Source organism: Chryseobacterium sp. CT-SW4 (genome assembly GCF_048572715.1).
Classification (GTDB): Bacteria; Bacteroidota; Bacteroidia; order Flavobacteriales; family Weeksellaceae; genus Chryseobacterium.
Window position 1 is genome coordinate 1,372,034 of record NZ_CP183840.1, and the last position, 15,726, is coordinate 1,387,759.

A 15,726-nucleotide genomic window follows, 5' to 3' on the forward strand; every position below is an offset into this window, starting at 1 on the left:
CAATAATTACTATCCGTTTGGATAAACCATATTGGAGGACCTAGCAAAGGATTTTTAGGAAGTTATTTTAATTATAAATACAACGGAAAGGGTGGTATGTATGATTATGTTGCGAGGTTTTATATGGTGGATGATGGGGTGTGATTGATCCTTTGGCAGAAACATCTCGAAGATGGTCGACATACACATATGCCTTCAATAATCCTATTAATTTTATTGACCCTGACGGAAGAGAAGGTTTAGGTTGGGGTCTGAAAGATAGTGTTTGGAGCTGGCATGAAGATTTAACAGCTCAAAATTACAAACAGCAAGGATTTACACATTATAAAGATGATGGAAGTATAATTAGTAATTCACCCATCCAAGGACAAGAAGGAGAAGATACAGGGCAAACATATTTAGGATATAATGGGCAAGCATCTTATATACCTACCAATAGTAATGGCTCGGCAGGGCTTTTGGGATTGTCGAATTGGTTTAGAGATGCTATTGCTGCAATAACACCATCTTTTAATAATCCAGAGGAATTTCCTCAAATTACAAATCCTGGTGGATTAGCAAGAACTGATTTTGATGCAAGTACATGGGAAAAATTTAGACCTAGGGATAAAACATTTCTTCTGGATACGGGAGGTTTTGTAGTTCCTGGGAATTTGCCTGGAGGGAAAGGACCTGGCGATCTGGCTCAGGCATGGGCGGAGTCATTTAAAAATATGTTGGATGCGGTGAGTTCATTACCAAAGGCAGAAAATAACGGTTTAAAGTCCATGAATGTCAAAGTAACATCTTTAGATTCTGTAAATTATACAGGACTTACACGAGAAAAAGATACAACAATATTTTATGGGAATAAGTTGGGTGATTTTGATAAAGCTTATAAACCTGTACAAGATACATCATATAACAGATCTATTAGAAACTTTAACAATAATGTTCCTAGTCAATATAGGATAAATAAGAAAAGATGAAAAATAAAATATTAAGTTTTCTATTATTAGCTATAATAGTAGGGTGTAAAAATGAGCCTGCAAATATTCTTTTTACACAAGATGATATAGACAATTTATTTAATTTAAATAATTATCAGACGAATCAGCAACAAAAAATTAATGATTCTATTTTTCAATACATAGGAGAAAACGAAAGGTTTTTAATAAAAGGAAAATATAATTATCTAAAAAAATATAAAGCCGGTTGGTGGAGCGTTTATGATAAAAAAAATAGAGAAAAATACTTAGACATTCAGTTTTTCATTGAATATGAAGGCTAAAGAATTAAATAATCAAATTATTTTTTATAGAAACAATAAAATAGATACACCTAACAGTAAATTTTATAGAAAAGAATATATCTCTAAAAATAAAACTATTGTATATAAATTTTACTGCTCAAAAAGTTCCAATGAATTATATTCTGCAAAAGTAAATATTGGTATAATCTCAGATAAAAACCTTTATTGTATCCAACAGATTTTGAATGTGAAAGGATTCGAAATAATCAATATCAATACTCTCTAGATATATCTAAATATGTAAAATACAAAAATCTAAACCTAATAGGATTATTTTCAGAATATTCGACTAATAAAAGTAAAAATGAATTATCAATAGATCAGATTTTTATAAATGATACAATAGTAATCAAATAGTTTGATTTTCAAAATTAAAAGCTAGCCTTAAAGGTTGGCTTTGTATAATTTATAAGTACAATGGGAAGGAGTTGCAAGAAACGGGAATGTATGATTATGGTGCAAGGTTTTATATGCCGGATATTGGTAGATGGGGTGTTGTTGATCCTTTGGCAGAAACTTCCAGACGTTGGTCGACATACACATATGCCTTTAATAACCCAATCAGGTTTATTGATCCTGATGGAAGATCGGGAAAGGATTGGTATCAAAATAATATGACTCAGAACATTGAATGGCATGATGGCAGTGGTGAAATAGACGGCTATACTAACTTAACAGCTATAAATAATACAAGGGTACTTGGTATTGAAAATGGAGAAACCGTTCAGGAATTTACTTTAAATTCTGATGGCTCGTTTACAGTAGATGGTCAAACATTCAATAATGGAGAGTCTGCTACTACCTTAATTGGAACAAGTATTACAAGTAAATCAGGATTTAATCTTGAGAATTGGCTGGCTCATTTAGGGGATTAGGGAGGAGATTTTTATGCCAACCTAGGAGGAGCAGCTCCTCCAAATTATAATAATCCATTTTTCAGAGGTGATATAGATAAAATAGTTGATACAGGCGGTTACTTTGGAGGAATGCTTAGTAGCTTGAGTAGAGGGAATGACTGGACAGACATTATGGCTTACAGGGGAGATATAGCGGCCTTAGGTGAATTAGCTCAAGCTGCATTTGGACAAAAAACAAACACTTTTGCAAATGCTGTAGCGGCAAACCCTGATACACTTAGTTTTTATGGCTCTCAAGCAGTGGGTCTTAATATTTATAGGGGAGACGGAGACAGAATAACCGGTGTTGGAGTTAAAACTCAGGATGTAAGTAAAACTAATATGTCAAGGAGTCAAAAGGATTCAATGACAAGTAGTGTTAAAGCTATTAATGCTAGACTTGATAAACAAGCTGATTCTATCTTAAAAAGAATAATGAAATCAAGATAATATGAAAGCTAAAATAATTTGTATAGTAATTTTATTCATTATTTCTTCTTGTAAAAAAGATGAAACTAAAAGTTTTAAAGAAGAATTAACTCAATCTATTCAGAAAAAAATTACTCAAGAGCTTAAACAAGACGGTTCTACTTTAGAATCCATTCAGCTTGTAAAGTTTGATACTTTAATGAAGTGGCAAGAAGCTGACCTGTTATTGCAGTATTCTAATCAAAAATTGATACGTTTAAATAAACAACAACAACAGTTAACAAAAGAGCTTGATAATGTTAAAACAATAAAGGATTTAGAACGAGTCGAATCAAAATATACAAAAGTAGAGGACAGTATGAAACACGAAATAAAAATTGGAGAAAGTGTAAGATATCTGGAGCTAAAAAAAGATAAAACAGGTAATTATCAGGCAATTTTCCTCTTAAAAGTTCATGATAAGAAATCTAATATAGTTAAAAATGATTCATTGTTTATGTATGTAAATGACAAAAAAGTAATTTTTACACAGGCACAATTTATTGAACAGTGTATCGCGAAGTTCAAAAAAGATTAAAATGAACTTCTTGTTTTATGAAGTTATTATCTTCTTAGCTAAGTAAGAATAACCATAGCCTTATACAATTGTTGTATAAGGTTTTTACTACAAAATAGGAGCAAACTCCTTATTATAAAGAAACTTTGAAAATAATGAGTATATTTATAATTACGTAGATCACTTAGGAAATGTGAGGTTAAGTTATTCCGATACGAATAAAGATGGAGTGATCCAGCCGCGACAATATCTGGCCCTATTTTTAACATTAATATTGGTATTATTGTAGTAGTTGTAAGTTTTCCTAAATATTAATTTTAGGCTTTGATTTATTTGGTTTAGTAATGGTTGATAACTCAATTTTCTCTATTCTCTTACTTCAAACAATAGTTTTTTAATTCTATAGTACCAAAATAATTTAATCCTTACATTCGCATAAAAATAGAATAATGAAATTTACAATTGATGAAATTAAAGCTGAGCACCAAAAAGTAAAAAGCGGTGCAGATTTCCCTCCTTACATTCAGGCAATAAAAACAAAAGGAGTTTCCCATTATACGGTCTATGTTTCAGATGGAAGAACCGTATATTTTGATACGGAAGGACAAAGTGAGTCCACAGAAAGTAAATATGAAGTTCTAACCATAGCGGAAACCCTTAACCTTGATGAGTTTAAATCACGACTAAAACTCCATCAGCAGGGTGGAACAGACTATATGACCTTCTGTAATGACTGTGCTCAGAACGGCGTCGAAGGCTGGAAAATGGACCTCGATAAAATGACATGTACTTATTTCGACAAAGCTGAAAATGAAATTCTTGTAGAGCGTATTCCGGGGGCTTAAAATATCCTTTTAAGGATTTTCATAAAACAGATTTTTTACCTATTATTGATAATTGACATTTTTCTAGTAAAAACGATAGATAATAGTAATTAAACATGAAGATATTTAAAGTATTGTTTTTTATACTGGTGGCAGGCATAGGTTCTGTACAGGTGCAAGGTCAGAAAAGTGATCTGGGAGCCTGGTATATGTACTTTGGTAACAATAAGATTAGCGATAGATGGAATTGGCATAACGAGATCCAATACCGGAATTTTGATGGAATCGGAGATCTCGAGCAGCTTCTTGTCCGTACCGGAATCGGGTATGACCTTACCGAAAATAACAATAATGTCCTTTTAGGGCACGGTTTTATTTTGAGTAAGCCATATGTCAACGGAGAAAAGACTCAGAACATTGAGCACCGTATTTTCCAGCAGTTTATTACCAGGCAGAATTTCGGGAGATTGAGTTTACAGCACCGTTACCGTTTGGAAGAACGTTTTCTGGAAGATGATTTCAGAATGAGATTCCGCTATCTTTTAGGACTTACTATTCCTCTTACCCAAAAAGAGATGCTGCCAAAAACCCTTTATGCTTCTGTTTATAATGAAATATTTTTACATTTCAACAGTCCCGTTTTCGATCGCAACAGAGTCTATGGAGCATTGGGCTATGTGATCAATAAAAATATGAGGATAGAAGCCGGATATATGAACCAGTTGCAGGAAAACAGGAACCGCGGACAAATACAGATAGGTTTCTATAATAATATACCGTTTAACAAAAATTAAAACACATATGCATTCAGGAAAAAGATTTGGTGCGCTAGAATTTGCAGTTTGGACAAAAAGGAGTATTTATATTCTTACCTTATTATCAGCAATTCCGACAGTACTTTATTATTGTGGCTGGACGTTCCTTTCGTTTCCATGGCAGCCCATAGCTATTATGGGAACAGCCGTAGCCTTTATTGTAGGGTTTAAAAATAATGCCAGCTACAGCAGGCTTTGGGAAGCAAGACAGATCTATGGAGCAATTATCAATGACAGCAGGAGCTTCGGGTATATATTGAGGGATTCGCTCTCGGGGAAAAATCCGGAAAAAGTAAAGGAAATGTTCCTGCGCCATTATGCGTGGTTGACTGCTCTCCGGTTTCAGCTTCGTGAATCAAGACCATGGGAAAATATGGATACGGCACAGTTTGAAGAATATGCACAGAAATATGAGGTTCCCGAAAAAGTCAATAAATTGGATAAAGAGTTAGAAAGCTATCTCTCCGGTGAAGAGCTTCATTATATCCTAAGCAAGAAAAACAGGGCAACTCAATTAATAGCATGCCAAAGTAGGGAATTGTCTGAAATTTATAATAAAGGTGAAATTAATGATTTCCAGTGGTCGCAGATCAATCAGCAGTTAGTGAAGTTTACCGATAATCAGGGAAAAGCGGAAAGAATTAAAAATTTTCCTTATCCCAGGAATTTCTCTTCCATTACCACTTATTTATTACTCTTATTTATAGTTTTTGTGCCTTTTGGGCTCTTAAAAGAATTTGATAAATTAGGTGACAACACCTTTTTTGAAGGATTTACCGTATGGTTTAACATTCCTTTTTCCCTGTTGGTCACATGGTGTTTTTATACCCTTGACAGCGTAGGGGAAGCTTCCGTCAATCCATTTGAAGGAAGTCCCAATGATGTCCCTATCACACAGATCAGCCGGACCATAGAAATTGACATGAGGGATATGCTGGATGAAAGCGATCTTCCTCCGGCGATTACTCCTACCAATAATATCATACTTTAAAATAGAATTAACATTAAAATACAAGAGATAAAATAATGATCCATACGTACGTAATCATATCCATAGCAGTATTGTTATCTGTGATGATACTAGTAATAATAGGACAGAGGTTAAGAGTTGCCTACCCTATATTTTTAGTGATTGCAGGTTTGCTGATAAGCTTTATTCCGGGAATGCCCAGAATAGAAATAGAACCTGATCTGGTATTCCTGATCTTTCTTCCCCCTATTTTATTTGAGGCAGCATGGTTTACCTCATGGCAGGACTTTCATAAATGGAGAAAACAGATATTTTCCATGGCCTTTGGACTTGTGTTTCTTACCTCAATAGTAGTGGCATATCTTTCATCCTCTATTATTCCGGGGCTTACCGTGGCAATGGGATTCTTACTCGGAGGGGTAAATTCACCGCCGGATGCCGTGGCAGCTACTTCCGTATTGAAACATATGAAAATTCCTAAGAAAATTACGAGCATCCTGGAGGGAGAAAGTCTGATTAATGATGCTTCCAGTTTGATCGTTTTTAAATTTGCCCTGGCTGCCGTTATTTCAGGACAGTTTATTTTCAGGGAAGCTGTTCAGGATTTTTTCATAATGGCTATCGGAGGTATTGCTGTAGGAGCAGCGGTAGGGCTTCTGTTTGGTACAGTGCTAAGATTAATACCTTCCAATTCCAATATAGACACGGTGATTACCCTTATCGTTCCCTATATCATGTATGTAGGAGCCGAACACTTTGAATTTTCAGGCGTTCTATCCGTAGTGGCAGGAGGACTGCTGATGTCTTATAATTCCCACTGTTATTTGAGTCATACAACAAGGCTTCAGGCAGGCTCTGTGTGGAGTGTTTTGATCTTTTTAATGAATACTATTATATTTATTCTCATAGGATTGGAGCTTCCCGTAGTAATTGCCGGAATGGAAGATTATAGCATTACCGAGGGAATTTATTACAGCATTATCATCGGAGGAGCTATTATCCTTACCAGGATTATTTACAGCTATGCCTTGATGTATTTTCCGAGACTTTGCTCTAAAGAACTGAGGATAAAAGTGCCCAAACCGGACTGGAGAGAACCGTTCATCATAAGCTTTGCAGCAATGAGAGGAGTGGTTTCACTCGCAGCGGCATTATCCATTCCTGTAGTTTTACCTACCGGAGAAGCATTTCCACACCGTAATATCATATTATTTGTAACCTTTGTGATTATTTTAATTACTTTGGTAGGACAGGGATTATTATTAAGCCCTATTTTGAAGCTCCTTAAAATAAAGGATGCGGGAAGTGAGCTGCCACCCGAAAAGCAGGAAGTAATTTTAATGAAAAGGCTGAAAGAAACCGCACTGCATAAACTTGAAAATGATTTTGCCGAGCAGGTGGAAAAAAACAGTTTGGTTCGTCACCAGAAACATAAGCTTGAAAATGATATGATGATGATGGTGGATAAATCCCAATGTATGGCTTCCACAGGAAATTATGTAGGAGCCATGAATGAAAATAAAACAGTATTAAGACAGATCATTCAGGCGCAGAGAAGCGAACTTCATCAGATAAAAAGAGAGAAAATATTTGATGATGATGTGATGAGAGCGATTGAAATGCAGCTGGATTTTGATGAAGCGAAAATAACAGGATTCAGTCATGGTTAATGTGATTAAAAAATAAAATATGAATAATCCCATCATTATTGAATATGTCATCAATACTCCGGTGCATAGAGCTTGGAGAGCCCTTACGGATAAAAATGAAATGAAGCGTTGGTATTTTGATATACCGGATTTTGAACCTAAAGAAGGACATATATTTAACTTTTATGAATCCGGTGACTCTAAGAAATACCATCATCAGGGGGAGATCTTGGAAATGATCCCTGATCAGAAGCTGAAATATACCTGGACCTATCCTGATTTCACAAAAGAAAAAACAATAGTGAGCTGGGAGCTGAAGCCGGAAGATGGCGGGACAAAACTCATATTGACCCATGAAAATATAGAAAGTTTTAAAAATCTTGGAGAAAACTTTTCCAGGGAAAACTTTATAGAAGGCTGGAATATGATTATCAGAAAAAATCTGAAATCCTATTTGGAAAATGAATAAGAGCATTCCTATTTAAAACAGATGAAATGGTAAAATATACTTCACTTCGTCCCGTGTTATGGACAGAAAATTTTGATGATACCATAGGTTTTTATATGCAGGTTCTCGGCTTTAATCTTCATGGAAGGAATGATGAATGGCAGTGGGCTTCACTCTATAAAGATGAAATACACCTGATGATAGCCAAACCAAATGAGCACGAGCACTTCGGAAAAATGGGCTTTACAGGATCACTTTATTTTAATGTGGATGATGTGGATACCTTATGGGAAGAGCTGAAACTAAAAACGAAAATTTGTTATGAAATAGAAACATTCCCCTGGGAAATGAGGGAATTTGCAATCTATGATAACAATGGATATATACTGCAATTTGGACAATCCGTAGAATAAATTTACAGATGAACCCATAAAAATTGCTATTTTTGAGGAAATTTTTTAAAAAATAACAATGAAAAAAAGAATAATAGTAGGACTTGCTGCATTTTTATTGTTGGCATCTTGTAGCAATAAAGATGAAAAGATATTGAATACCTTAAGTGATTATAATACCTCCATGGAAAGTACAGGCTACCATTTTGGTGATAAGCTTAATCTTCCTAAAGAAGTTTTGGATAATGCCGAAAGTATCACCATCAGTTTCGGGGATAAAGAAACTTCAGACCTTGTTGTTGATCCTAAGTTTTTTACTTTAGGTGATAACGGGATCACTTTCAATATCAAAACCAAAAGCGGGGAAAGCTTAAGCCAGGATGCTACTATTAACGTATTTGCAAAAAATCCGGAACAGAATATTTCCTATCAGATTGTCGCTGAATATCCGCATGATCCGGCCAATTTTGTGCAGGGATTCCAGTTAGAAGGAAATACCATATATGAAAGTGACGGGCAGAACGGATCTTCCCAGATCTTAAAATATACCCTGGGAAGTACAACTCCGATTGCTTCTACAAAGCAGGCTCCCGAAGACTTTTCCGAAGGAAGTACTATCGTAGGGGATAAAGTATATCAGCTTACATGGCAAAGTAAAAAAGGATATATCTATGACAAAAGCTCTTTAAAGCTCCTGTCTGAATTTGCTTATCCAAACGTATTAGGAGAAGGATGGGGACTTACCTATGACGGGAAAAACCTGATTGCCTCAGATGGAAGCAAACTTTTATATTTTCTTGATCCGGCAGATCCTTCCAAAATGATAAGATACATTGCCGTAGCCGGAAATACTCAGGCTTACGATCAACTCAACGAACTGGAATATCACAACGGCTTTATCTACGCCAATGTATGGCAGAAACCAATTATTATAAAAATAAACCCGGCTACAGGAGAAGTAGTGGGTAAATTTGATTTTACAGACCTTGCCAAACAGAATACCAAAGGAAGTGATGACGTTTTAAACGGAATAGCTTTTAAAGGAGATAATATGCTAATAACAGGAAAAAACTGGCCTAAGATCTATGAAGTTGCTATCAAATAGTAAAAATGTATTGGCAATTTCTATTGAAATAAAATAAATATGTAAATTGGTAGCGTTTCCTCAGGGAAGCGCTATCTTAGTAAGAATCTTTTGAAATTATTATCCTTAATATCCGTTTTCCTTTTCTGTTCACTTACTGCACAGAAAATATCAGCTTTAGACTCCCTTAAGCTTAAAGAAGCTAAAGATCTGCTGGCGGATGATTACGGTAATTTATACATTTATAAAAACAAAGATTTCAGCTTTACAAAATATGATTCGCTGGGAAAGCAGATGGGTAAAATTATGTTTACCGTTCCCTTTAAAATACAGAGCGCCCAGAACCCGCTGAGCATCCCTTTCTTCTCGGAAAACGCCCAGGAACTGAAATTTTTTGATCAGAACCTCAATGAAATTCAGAAAGTGGATTTCAGGCAGAAATTTGGGTTTATCAAATTGGCATATGCGGAAGACCTGCAGCAGCTATGGCTGTTGGATGAAAGCTCAAAACGTCTTATTCAGTATAATTTCAGGAATGATACTACGATCAACTCCTATCCCTTTGATATGAATTTTGATGAGATGGTTGATCTGTTGGTTTTTGAAAATAAAGTTTACATCCTTACCAAAAAGCACTTCCGGGTTTTTACATTCAAATTTGAAAAAATCTTTGAAGCGGAATTTCAGAAGGGGAAGCGGTTCAGAAGAGAAAATGATGTCATTCTCGTCATTACCGATAATTCCATTGTAAGATACGTGCCTGAGAAAGGGCTGATCCCTGTTTTTGAAGATGAGGCGGCTCAGATTGTGGATAAAAATACCTTGTCATATTTTGAAGTCAGAGCGAACAAGCTGTATCTTTACAGTCTCGAAGAAATAAAGAAAAAAGTTCAGGAACAGTTGAACTCCCAGGAAGAGGGCAAGCAAAATCCGGAAGATCTTCCCAAAGCAAAAATAGAGAAGATCATGGATGAGATTAAGGCCCTGGGGTTCTGATTTAATCATTAAAAAAATTAAAGGAGATACACAGATATGCATATTGCAGTTACAGGGAATATTGGAGCAGGAAAAACTACATTAACGAGCATGTTGGCCAAACATTACGGCTGGGATACCCAGTTTGAAGATGTGGACCATAATCCCTACCTTGAGGATTTTTATGCAGATATGAGTAAATGGAGCTTTGCTTTGCAGATTTATTTTTTAGGAAGCCGGTTCCGTCAGGTAAAAGAAATAAGAGAAAGTGGAAAAAATATAGTACAGGACCGTACCATATATGAAGATGCTCATATTTTCGCAGAAAATCTTAATGATATGAAGCTGCTTTCGGACAGGGATTTTAATAATTACTGTTCTGTTTTTACGCTTATGAAATCTTTTGTTTCAGCACCGGATCTTTTGATCTATTTAAAATCTGATGTACCTAATCTTGTAAAGAAAATCTATAAAAGAGGAAGGGAATATGAAGCTTCGATCAGCATTGAATATCTTTCCAAGCTCAACCAGAAATATGAAAAGTGGATTTCCAATTACACCGAAGGTAAATTACTGATCATAGAAGTAGATGATCTGGATTTTGTAGAAAAGCCCGAAGACTTTGGTTTTATATTGGAAAAAATAGAAGCGGAGCTTAACGGATTATTTTAACAGATATTTATTAAATATTAAGAACTTAGTAACCTTATTTCTTATTAACTTTGGTACAAAGGTCAAAACCATGATAGTAAAAGTCTTACATAATGGAAACTGTTCAAAATCAAATGCCGTACTCGAGTATTTGGATGAAAACGGAGTTCCGTTTGAGATTATCAATATAGTGGAAGATCCTCTCAGTATCCTGGAAATTAAAACGGTGCTGAAAAAACTCAACCAAAGTGTTTTTCATATCATTCGCAAAACGGAAAAGCTGTATATGGAGAAATTTGCTGGGAAAACTTATTCCGAAGATGAATGGCTTAAAATTCTGGCAGAAAATCCATCACTTATCCAAAGACCTATTCTGATCAAAGGATCGGTAGCCATGCTGGGAAGACCTCTGGAAAATGTAAAATATTTTATTGAAAAATAATTTTAATACGCGATAATCATAAAAAAGTCAGCAATTTGCTGACTTTTTATTTTATAATAAGATGACACCTTCTATCTTGGCGACCTCCTTGTAAATCGTAATGACCTGTTCCGCATCGAGTACAAAAGCATTAATATTACAAGCAGTGTATTTACCATTTTTACTTTCACGGTTTCCCAAAGTGAATTTGATACCGTCAAAAACCCGGTAGATTTCAGTAAGCTTGGACTGATCTGTAGGAATGATAAATTTAAATAGATAATCCTCCGGAAAATCATGGTGATCTTCCAGTTTCTCTTTTAAAGATTTATAAAAATCTTCAGGGCTTGCGTGCTGATTTCCTTGAATTATATTCATTATTGTAAGTGAATTATATATAAATATACTGAAAAATGCTTTATTTTCCAAATGGTCCTAAAATCGAAGCTGAATTTTTTTCCTGATCTTCGATGATGTTAAACATTCCGTCAACTAACTGCTGGGTAGCCAAAATACTTAAATTACCCGCATTTACATTATTCGTGTTGCCTCCTAATAAACTTCCTAGAAGACTGTTTCCGGATAGAGCGGTATTAATGGTTTTGGTAATCCCGTATTCATTCATCTTAGCTTCCAGATCGGGGGCAATAGCAGCTACCAGTTGCTGAGAGGTCTTCTCCTTTAAAACCAATGTAGCAGTTCCTTTTTCACCCTGTATGATCCTTTTGACATCCTGGGCGTTCAGGTTGTTGATGGCATTCACCAAAATAGGTTTGGAAATTCCTATGGTATATACTGCCGCTTCAGCGATATATTCTTTCTCTTTGGTTACCAGTGAAGGAGATATTTTCTGAAGCACCGAATTGATCTCTCTTAGCTCTTTCGGTAAAGCCTGATCTATTAAAGAATTTTTTAAAAAAGCATTCTTATCACTATAGATGGCGGCCGTTTTATCCACTCCGTTTAATAAGGTCTTTTTAATAACGGACATGCCTATATCTGTGGTGGCAATAGTCGTGCAGGAATTCATCATAACATTGATGAAAACGCCGGTTCCTGTAATTAGGGCTATTGCGATGATGTATTTTTTCATTGAATTTTATTCTGAGGGATATTTCTCAAATATTGAGCCAAAATTAATGAGAATAATTTGTTTGGCAAATATTAATATTTACAAGGATTCTCGGGGGTTTTTTAGGAGAATTTTCACGAAAATCCATTATAAAATCATCGAAAAAACTTATTGTATGTTAAAATAATTTAGTTAAAAACCTATTTTTTATTATATAAATAATAATAATTAAATATTGTTTTTTATTTTTTAAGATAAATTAACTATGTTAAGTATATTTTTATAATTTTGGCTAATGTCTTTTTTTGAGAAAAAAAACTTTTGGATCGGAAGAAAGACGGTAGACTTTTAAAGTCTTATTTGAAAATTTGATTGTACAGAAATAAAATGGAACTATATGAAACAAACTAATTTAAAGTATCCATGCCTCATTGCTGTTTTATATTTTGGTATGAACGCTAATGCGCAGGTTACGCCTAATGATACTGTTACGAAAGAGCAGAAAATAGAAGAGGTGGTGATGATCGGTTATGGTAGCCGGAAAAAAGTAGATAATACAACATCGGTCAGTTCTATCAGTTCAGAAGAAGTAACAAGAACAAAGGTTTTGAATGCTTCTCAGGCGATACAGGGGAAAGCAGCCGGGGTACAGGTTACCGCATCCGATATGCCGGGATCCATACCTACCGTTACGATCAGAGGTCTGGGTACTGTATTAGGAGGAAGAACACCTTTATATGTAGTAGACGGAATGTTTACGGATAACATCAATAATATCAACTCTAATGACATTTTGACCTATGATGTACTGAAAGATGCTGCTGCATTGGCCATTTATGGTAACAGGGCGGCCAATGGAGTTATTATCATTACAACCAAAAGCGGTAGAGGTAAATTAACGGTTAGCTATGATGGCTTAGTAGGGATTAGGAATCCTCTAAAGAAGGTGAAAATGGCGAATGCTTCTGAATTTACAGGCTATAATAATGCCGGCAGTGGAAGTGTTTATCTGAACCCCAATCAGTCTTACGATACCAATTGGTTTGATGAAATTACCAGAACAGGTATCTATAACCAGCACAATATCTCTATTTCAGGTTCTTCGGAGGCGGTTAAGTATTTCCTGAGTTTCAGTAATTATGAGGAAGAGTCTATCCTTAAAGGAACCAATTATAACCGAAATACGGTAAGGTTAAATAACGAATATAGAATTTCTAAAGGAATCAGGTTATCACAAAACTTAAGTGTGACCTTTACCAATGATACTCCAAAATCATTAGGAGTATTCACTACAGCTTATAAACAATCGCCACTGGTTCCGGTGTATTACGAAAGCGGGCAATTCGGACAGCCTATTTATGATGCGAATGGAAATATCAGCTATGCGGGAGGACGCTTCAATAACGTGGGAAATCCTGTAGCTCAGTTGTTCTTCGACAATCAGAGAGGGAAAAATTTCCTGTTGCAGGGAGGTTTAAAATTAGATATTGATATCTACAAAGATTTAAAATTTACTTCCCAGTTTAACGGGGAATACAATAACTACAAATATTACAATTTTGTAGACTCTAAAGCAGTATGGTTAGCCAATGATCCTACCAGGCTGGAAAGCGGTTATCAGTCCAGTTTACCGAATACCAGACTTACCAACAGAAATCAAAACTATTATAACTGGGTATTAAGTAACTATTTAACCTATACCAAAAAAATAGATAATCACGATTTTGAAATCGTTGCCGGTACCGAATCTTCCGTAAAGGATGGATTGGAAACACTAGTTGTTAACAGGCAAAATGTTCCTACTGCCCAGGATTACTGGAATCTTTCAGGAACGGATTATTATGGTTTTTTATACAGTGACAGTACTACCAAGGCAATAGAATCCATTAAAGGAAATAAAAATACGACCATTTCTTATTTCGGAAGACTGCAATATAAATTCATGAACCGTTATTTGTTAAGTGGAACCATAAGACGTGACGGATCTTCCCAATTTGCGGAAGGTAACAAATGGGGTACTTTTCCTTCATTTGGATTGGGTTGGGTAGTATCGGAAGAAGAATTTTTAAAAGGAGGTTTCTTTGATCTTTTAAAGCTAAGAGGAGGATGGGGTAAAATCGGTAACCAGAATGTACCACTTAACTATTTACCACTCTTATCCGGAGCATCTTATAACTATGGATATGGCGGTTCAGCAGTAAGTAACGGAGTTACCGTTAATAAAGGTTACGATCCGGATTTAGGTTGGGAAGTAACGGAAGAATCATCTGCCGGATTGGATTTTGGAGTTCTTAATAACAGACTGACAGGTAGCTTTGATGTATACAACAGAAAAACTAAAAATATTATTCTCGCAGTTACACCTTATATGTCAACGGGGATCTCCGAAGTGAACTATTCTCATATGGGTAGCGTAACCAATAAAGGAGCGGAAGTAAGCTTAAACTGGGCAGACAGACTAGGTGAAGATTTCTCATACTCAGTAGGAGCCAACTATTCATATAATAAAAACAGGCTTACAAGCATTGATGCTTCAAAACCGGTTTCCCAGATATCAGGAGGAAGTTTAGGGAATGGCCAATGGACGAAGCTGTTCAATTCCTCAACCGTAGGTCAGGCGTTGGGAAGCTTCTATCTATGGGAGTTTGATGGGTATGATGCCAATGGAAATATGAAATTCAAAGATTTGAACGGAAATGGAATTACCGGCTCGGCAGATGCAGGCGACAGACGTTATTTTGATTCTTATATTCCAAAATCTACCTTAGGTATTAATGTTTCCATGTCTTATAAAAACTGGGATTTTGCAGTTAACGGGTATGGAGCCTTCGGATTTAAAGTCTATAATGGTAAAAAGGCACAGAGGATCAGTGGAGAAAATGTAGAATCCTCAGTAGCAAATAACTATTGGACGGCTTCTAACATGAACGCAGCGAATCCGGCACCCAACTCCTCAATTCCGATTGCATCTTCTTTCTATCTGGAAAATGGAGATTATTTCAGAATTAACAATATCAGTGTGGGATATACATTCAAAAATATAACGGATTATGTAAAGTCTATTAAACTGTATGTAAGTGCGATTAATCCATTTATTTTCACGAAATATTCAGGATATTCTTCAGAGATATCAGGATATAATGCCTCAGATTCCACAGCAGAGGGAGATCCTTACAGATTAACGGGAGTAGAACTGGATTCATACCCAACCTTAAGATCCTTTGTATTTGGTGTTAACCTTAATTTTTAAAAA

Annotated in this window: 17 protein-coding genes and 1 pseudogene; 16 read left to right on the top strand and 2 right to left on the bottom strand. The window is 35.5% G+C overall.

Going from position 1 to position 15,726, the window contains the following annotated elements; translation table 11 throughout:
• Positions 1–152 precede the first annotated feature (152 nt).
• The 15 genes and pseudogenes from ABJ974_RS06120 to ABJ974_RS06190 all read left to right on the top strand — a co-directional run bounded on the left by ABJ974_RS06120 (position 153) and on the right by ABJ974_RS06190 (position 11,422).
• Positions 153–968, top strand: coding sequence for an RHS repeat-associated core domain-containing protein (locus tag ABJ974_RS06120; protein WP_419870501.1), 816 nt, complete (start codon positions 153–155; stop codon positions 966–968).
• The gene (locus ABJ974_RS06125) at positions 965–1,270 is read left to right on the top strand and encodes a hypothetical protein (protein WP_419870502.1); all 306 of its coding nucleotides are present in this window, start codon (positions 965–967) and stop codon (positions 1,268–1,270) included. The genes ABJ974_RS06120 and ABJ974_RS06125 overlap by 4 nt, the downstream gene beginning before the upstream one ends.
• A 428-nt stretch (positions 1,271–1,698) precedes the next feature.
• Positions 1,699–1,878, top strand: a pseudogene (locus ABJ974_RS06130) (RHS repeat-associated core domain-containing protein); the annotation flags it as partial.
• A 411-nt stretch (positions 1,879–2,289) separates the two neighbouring features.
• Positions 2,290–2,637, top strand: coding sequence for a hypothetical protein (locus ABJ974_RS06135; protein WP_419870503.1), 348 nt, complete (start codon positions 2,290–2,292; stop codon positions 2,635–2,637).
• Position 2,638: 1 nt separating this feature from the next.
• On the top strand, positions 2,639–3,193 hold the full coding sequence (locus ABJ974_RS06140) for a hypothetical protein (protein WP_419870504.1): 555 nt from the start codon (positions 2,639–2,641) through the stop codon (positions 3,191–3,193).
• A 428-nt stretch (positions 3,194–3,621) separates the two neighbouring features.
• Positions 3,622–4,017: a DUF1398 domain-containing protein gene (locus tag ABJ974_RS06145; RefSeq protein ID WP_419870505.1), complete on the top strand. Its 396-nt coding sequence runs from the start codon at positions 3,622–3,624 to the stop codon at positions 4,015–4,017.
• A gap of 95 nt (positions 4,018–4,112) precedes the next feature.
• Entirely contained in the window at positions 4,113–4,790 is a 678-nt protein-coding gene (locus tag ABJ974_RS06150; protein WP_419870506.1) for a DUF2490 domain-containing protein, read from the top strand.
• Positions 4,791–4,797: 7 nt separating this feature from the next.
• Positions 4,798–5,802: a bestrophin family protein gene (locus tag ABJ974_RS06155; protein ID WP_419870507.1), complete on the top strand. Its 1,005-nt coding sequence runs from the start codon at positions 4,798–4,800 to the stop codon at positions 5,800–5,802.
• A gap of 35 nt (positions 5,803–5,837) precedes the next feature.
• Positions 5,838–7,451 carry a Na+/H+ antiporter gene (locus ABJ974_RS06160; RefSeq protein ID WP_419870508.1) on the top strand — a complete coding sequence of 538 codons (1,614 nt, stop codon included), beginning with the start codon at positions 5,838–5,840 and terminating at the stop codon, positions 7,449–7,451.
• A 19-nt stretch (positions 7,452–7,470) separates the two neighbouring features.
• Positions 7,471–7,899, top strand: coding sequence for an SRPBCC family protein (locus tag ABJ974_RS06165; RefSeq protein WP_419870509.1), 429 nt, complete (start codon positions 7,471–7,473; stop codon positions 7,897–7,899).
• Positions 7,900–7,925: 26 nt separating this feature from the next.
• Positions 7,926–8,291 (top strand): VOC family protein, encoded by a 366-nt coding sequence (locus tag ABJ974_RS06170; RefSeq protein WP_419870510.1) that lies wholly within the window; start codon positions 7,926–7,928, stop codon positions 8,289–8,291.
• Between the two features lie 58 nt (positions 8,292–8,349).
• On the top strand, positions 8,350–9,375 hold the full coding sequence (locus ABJ974_RS06175; RefSeq protein WP_419870511.1) for a glutaminyl-peptide cyclotransferase: 1,026 nt from the start codon (positions 8,350–8,352) through the stop codon (positions 9,373–9,375).
• A gap of 90 nt (positions 9,376–9,465) precedes the next feature.
• A complete protein-coding gene (locus tag ABJ974_RS06180; protein WP_419870512.1) occupies positions 9,466–10,350 on the top strand; it encodes a hypothetical protein in 885 nt (294 codons plus the stop codon).
• A 36-nt stretch (positions 10,351–10,386) separates the two neighbouring features.
• Positions 10,387–11,001: a deoxynucleoside kinase gene (locus ABJ974_RS06185; RefSeq protein WP_419870513.1), complete on the top strand. Its 615-nt coding sequence runs from the start codon at positions 10,387–10,389 to the stop codon at positions 10,999–11,001.
• A 70-nt stretch (positions 11,002–11,071) separates the two neighbouring features.
• Positions 11,072–11,422, top strand: coding sequence for an ArsC/Spx/MgsR family protein (locus ABJ974_RS06190; protein WP_419870514.1), 351 nt, complete (start codon positions 11,072–11,074; stop codon positions 11,420–11,422).
• A 51-nt stretch (positions 11,423–11,473) separates the two neighbouring features.
• Here ABJ974_RS06190 and ABJ974_RS06195 read toward each other — a convergent pair whose 3' ends face one another.
• Together ABJ974_RS06195 and ABJ974_RS06200 are read right to left on the bottom strand one after the other, a co-directional pair.
• Positions 11,474–11,779: a DUF493 family protein gene (locus tag ABJ974_RS06195; RefSeq protein ID WP_419870515.1), complete on the bottom strand. Its 306-nt coding sequence runs from the start codon at positions 11,777–11,779 to the stop codon at positions 11,474–11,476.
• Between the two features lie 40 nt (positions 11,780–11,819).
• Positions 11,820–12,494, bottom strand: coding sequence for a DUF4197 family protein (locus tag ABJ974_RS06200; RefSeq protein WP_419870516.1), 675 nt, complete (start codon positions 12,492–12,494; stop codon positions 11,820–11,822).
• A gap of 376 nt (positions 12,495–12,870) precedes the next feature.
• Between ABJ974_RS06200 and ABJ974_RS06205 the strand changes: the two genes are divergently transcribed.
• Positions 12,871–15,723 (top strand): SusC/RagA family TonB-linked outer membrane protein, encoded by a 2,853-nt coding sequence (locus ABJ974_RS06205; protein WP_419870517.1) that lies wholly within the window; start codon positions 12,871–12,873, stop codon positions 15,721–15,723.
• The last annotated feature ends 3 nt before the right edge of the window (positions 15,724–15,726 follow it).

Excerpts from the sequence above, each read along its gene's own strand:
- ABJ974_RS06155 (WP_419870507.1), top strand. The coding sequence starts at position 4,798 with ATGCATTCAGGAAAAAGATTTGGTGCGCTAGAATTTGCAGTTTGGACA.
- ABJ974_RS06190 (WP_419870514.1), top strand. The coding sequence starts at position 11,072 with ATGATAGTAAAAGTCTTACATAATGGAAACTGTTCAAAATCAAATGCC.
- ABJ974_RS06165 (WP_419870509.1), top strand. The coding sequence starts at position 7,471 with ATGAATAATCCCATCATTATTGAATATGTCATCAATACTCCGGTGCAT.
- ABJ974_RS06200 (WP_419870516.1), bottom strand. The coding sequence starts at position 12,494 with ATGAAAAAATACATCATCGCAATAGCCCTAATTACAGGAACCGGCGTT.
- ABJ974_RS06125 (WP_419870502.1), top strand. The coding sequence starts at position 965 with ATGAAAAATAAAATATTAAGTTTTCTATTATTAGCTATAATAGTAGGG.
- ABJ974_RS06160 (WP_419870508.1), top strand. The coding sequence starts at position 5,838 with ATGATCCATACGTACGTAATCATATCCATAGCAGTATTGTTATCTGTG.
- ABJ974_RS06145 (WP_419870505.1), top strand. The coding sequence starts at position 3,622 with ATGAAATTTACAATTGATGAAATTAAAGCTGAGCACCAAAAAGTAAAA.
- ABJ974_RS06195 (WP_419870515.1), bottom strand. The coding sequence starts at position 11,779 with ATGAATATAATTCAAGGAAATCAGCACGCAAGCCCTGAAGATTTTTAT.
- ABJ974_RS06185 (WP_419870513.1), top strand. The coding sequence starts at position 10,387 with ATGCATATTGCAGTTACAGGGAATATTGGAGCAGGAAAAACTACATTA.
- ABJ974_RS06205 (WP_419870517.1), top strand. The coding sequence starts at position 12,871 with ATGAAACAAACTAATTTAAAGTATCCATGCCTCATTGCTGTTTTATAT.
- ABJ974_RS06140 (WP_419870504.1), top strand. The coding sequence starts at position 2,639 with ATGAAAGCTAAAATAATTTGTATAGTAATTTTATTCATTATTTCTTCT.
- ABJ974_RS06150 (WP_419870506.1), top strand. The coding sequence starts at position 4,113 with ATGAAGATATTTAAAGTATTGTTTTTTATACTGGTGGCAGGCATAGGT.
- ABJ974_RS06175 (WP_419870511.1), top strand. The coding sequence starts at position 8,350 with ATGAAAAAAAGAATAATAGTAGGACTTGCTGCATTTTTATTGTTGGCA.
- ABJ974_RS06170 (WP_419870510.1), top strand. The coding sequence starts at position 7,926 with ATGGTAAAATATACTTCACTTCGTCCCGTGTTATGGACAGAAAATTTT.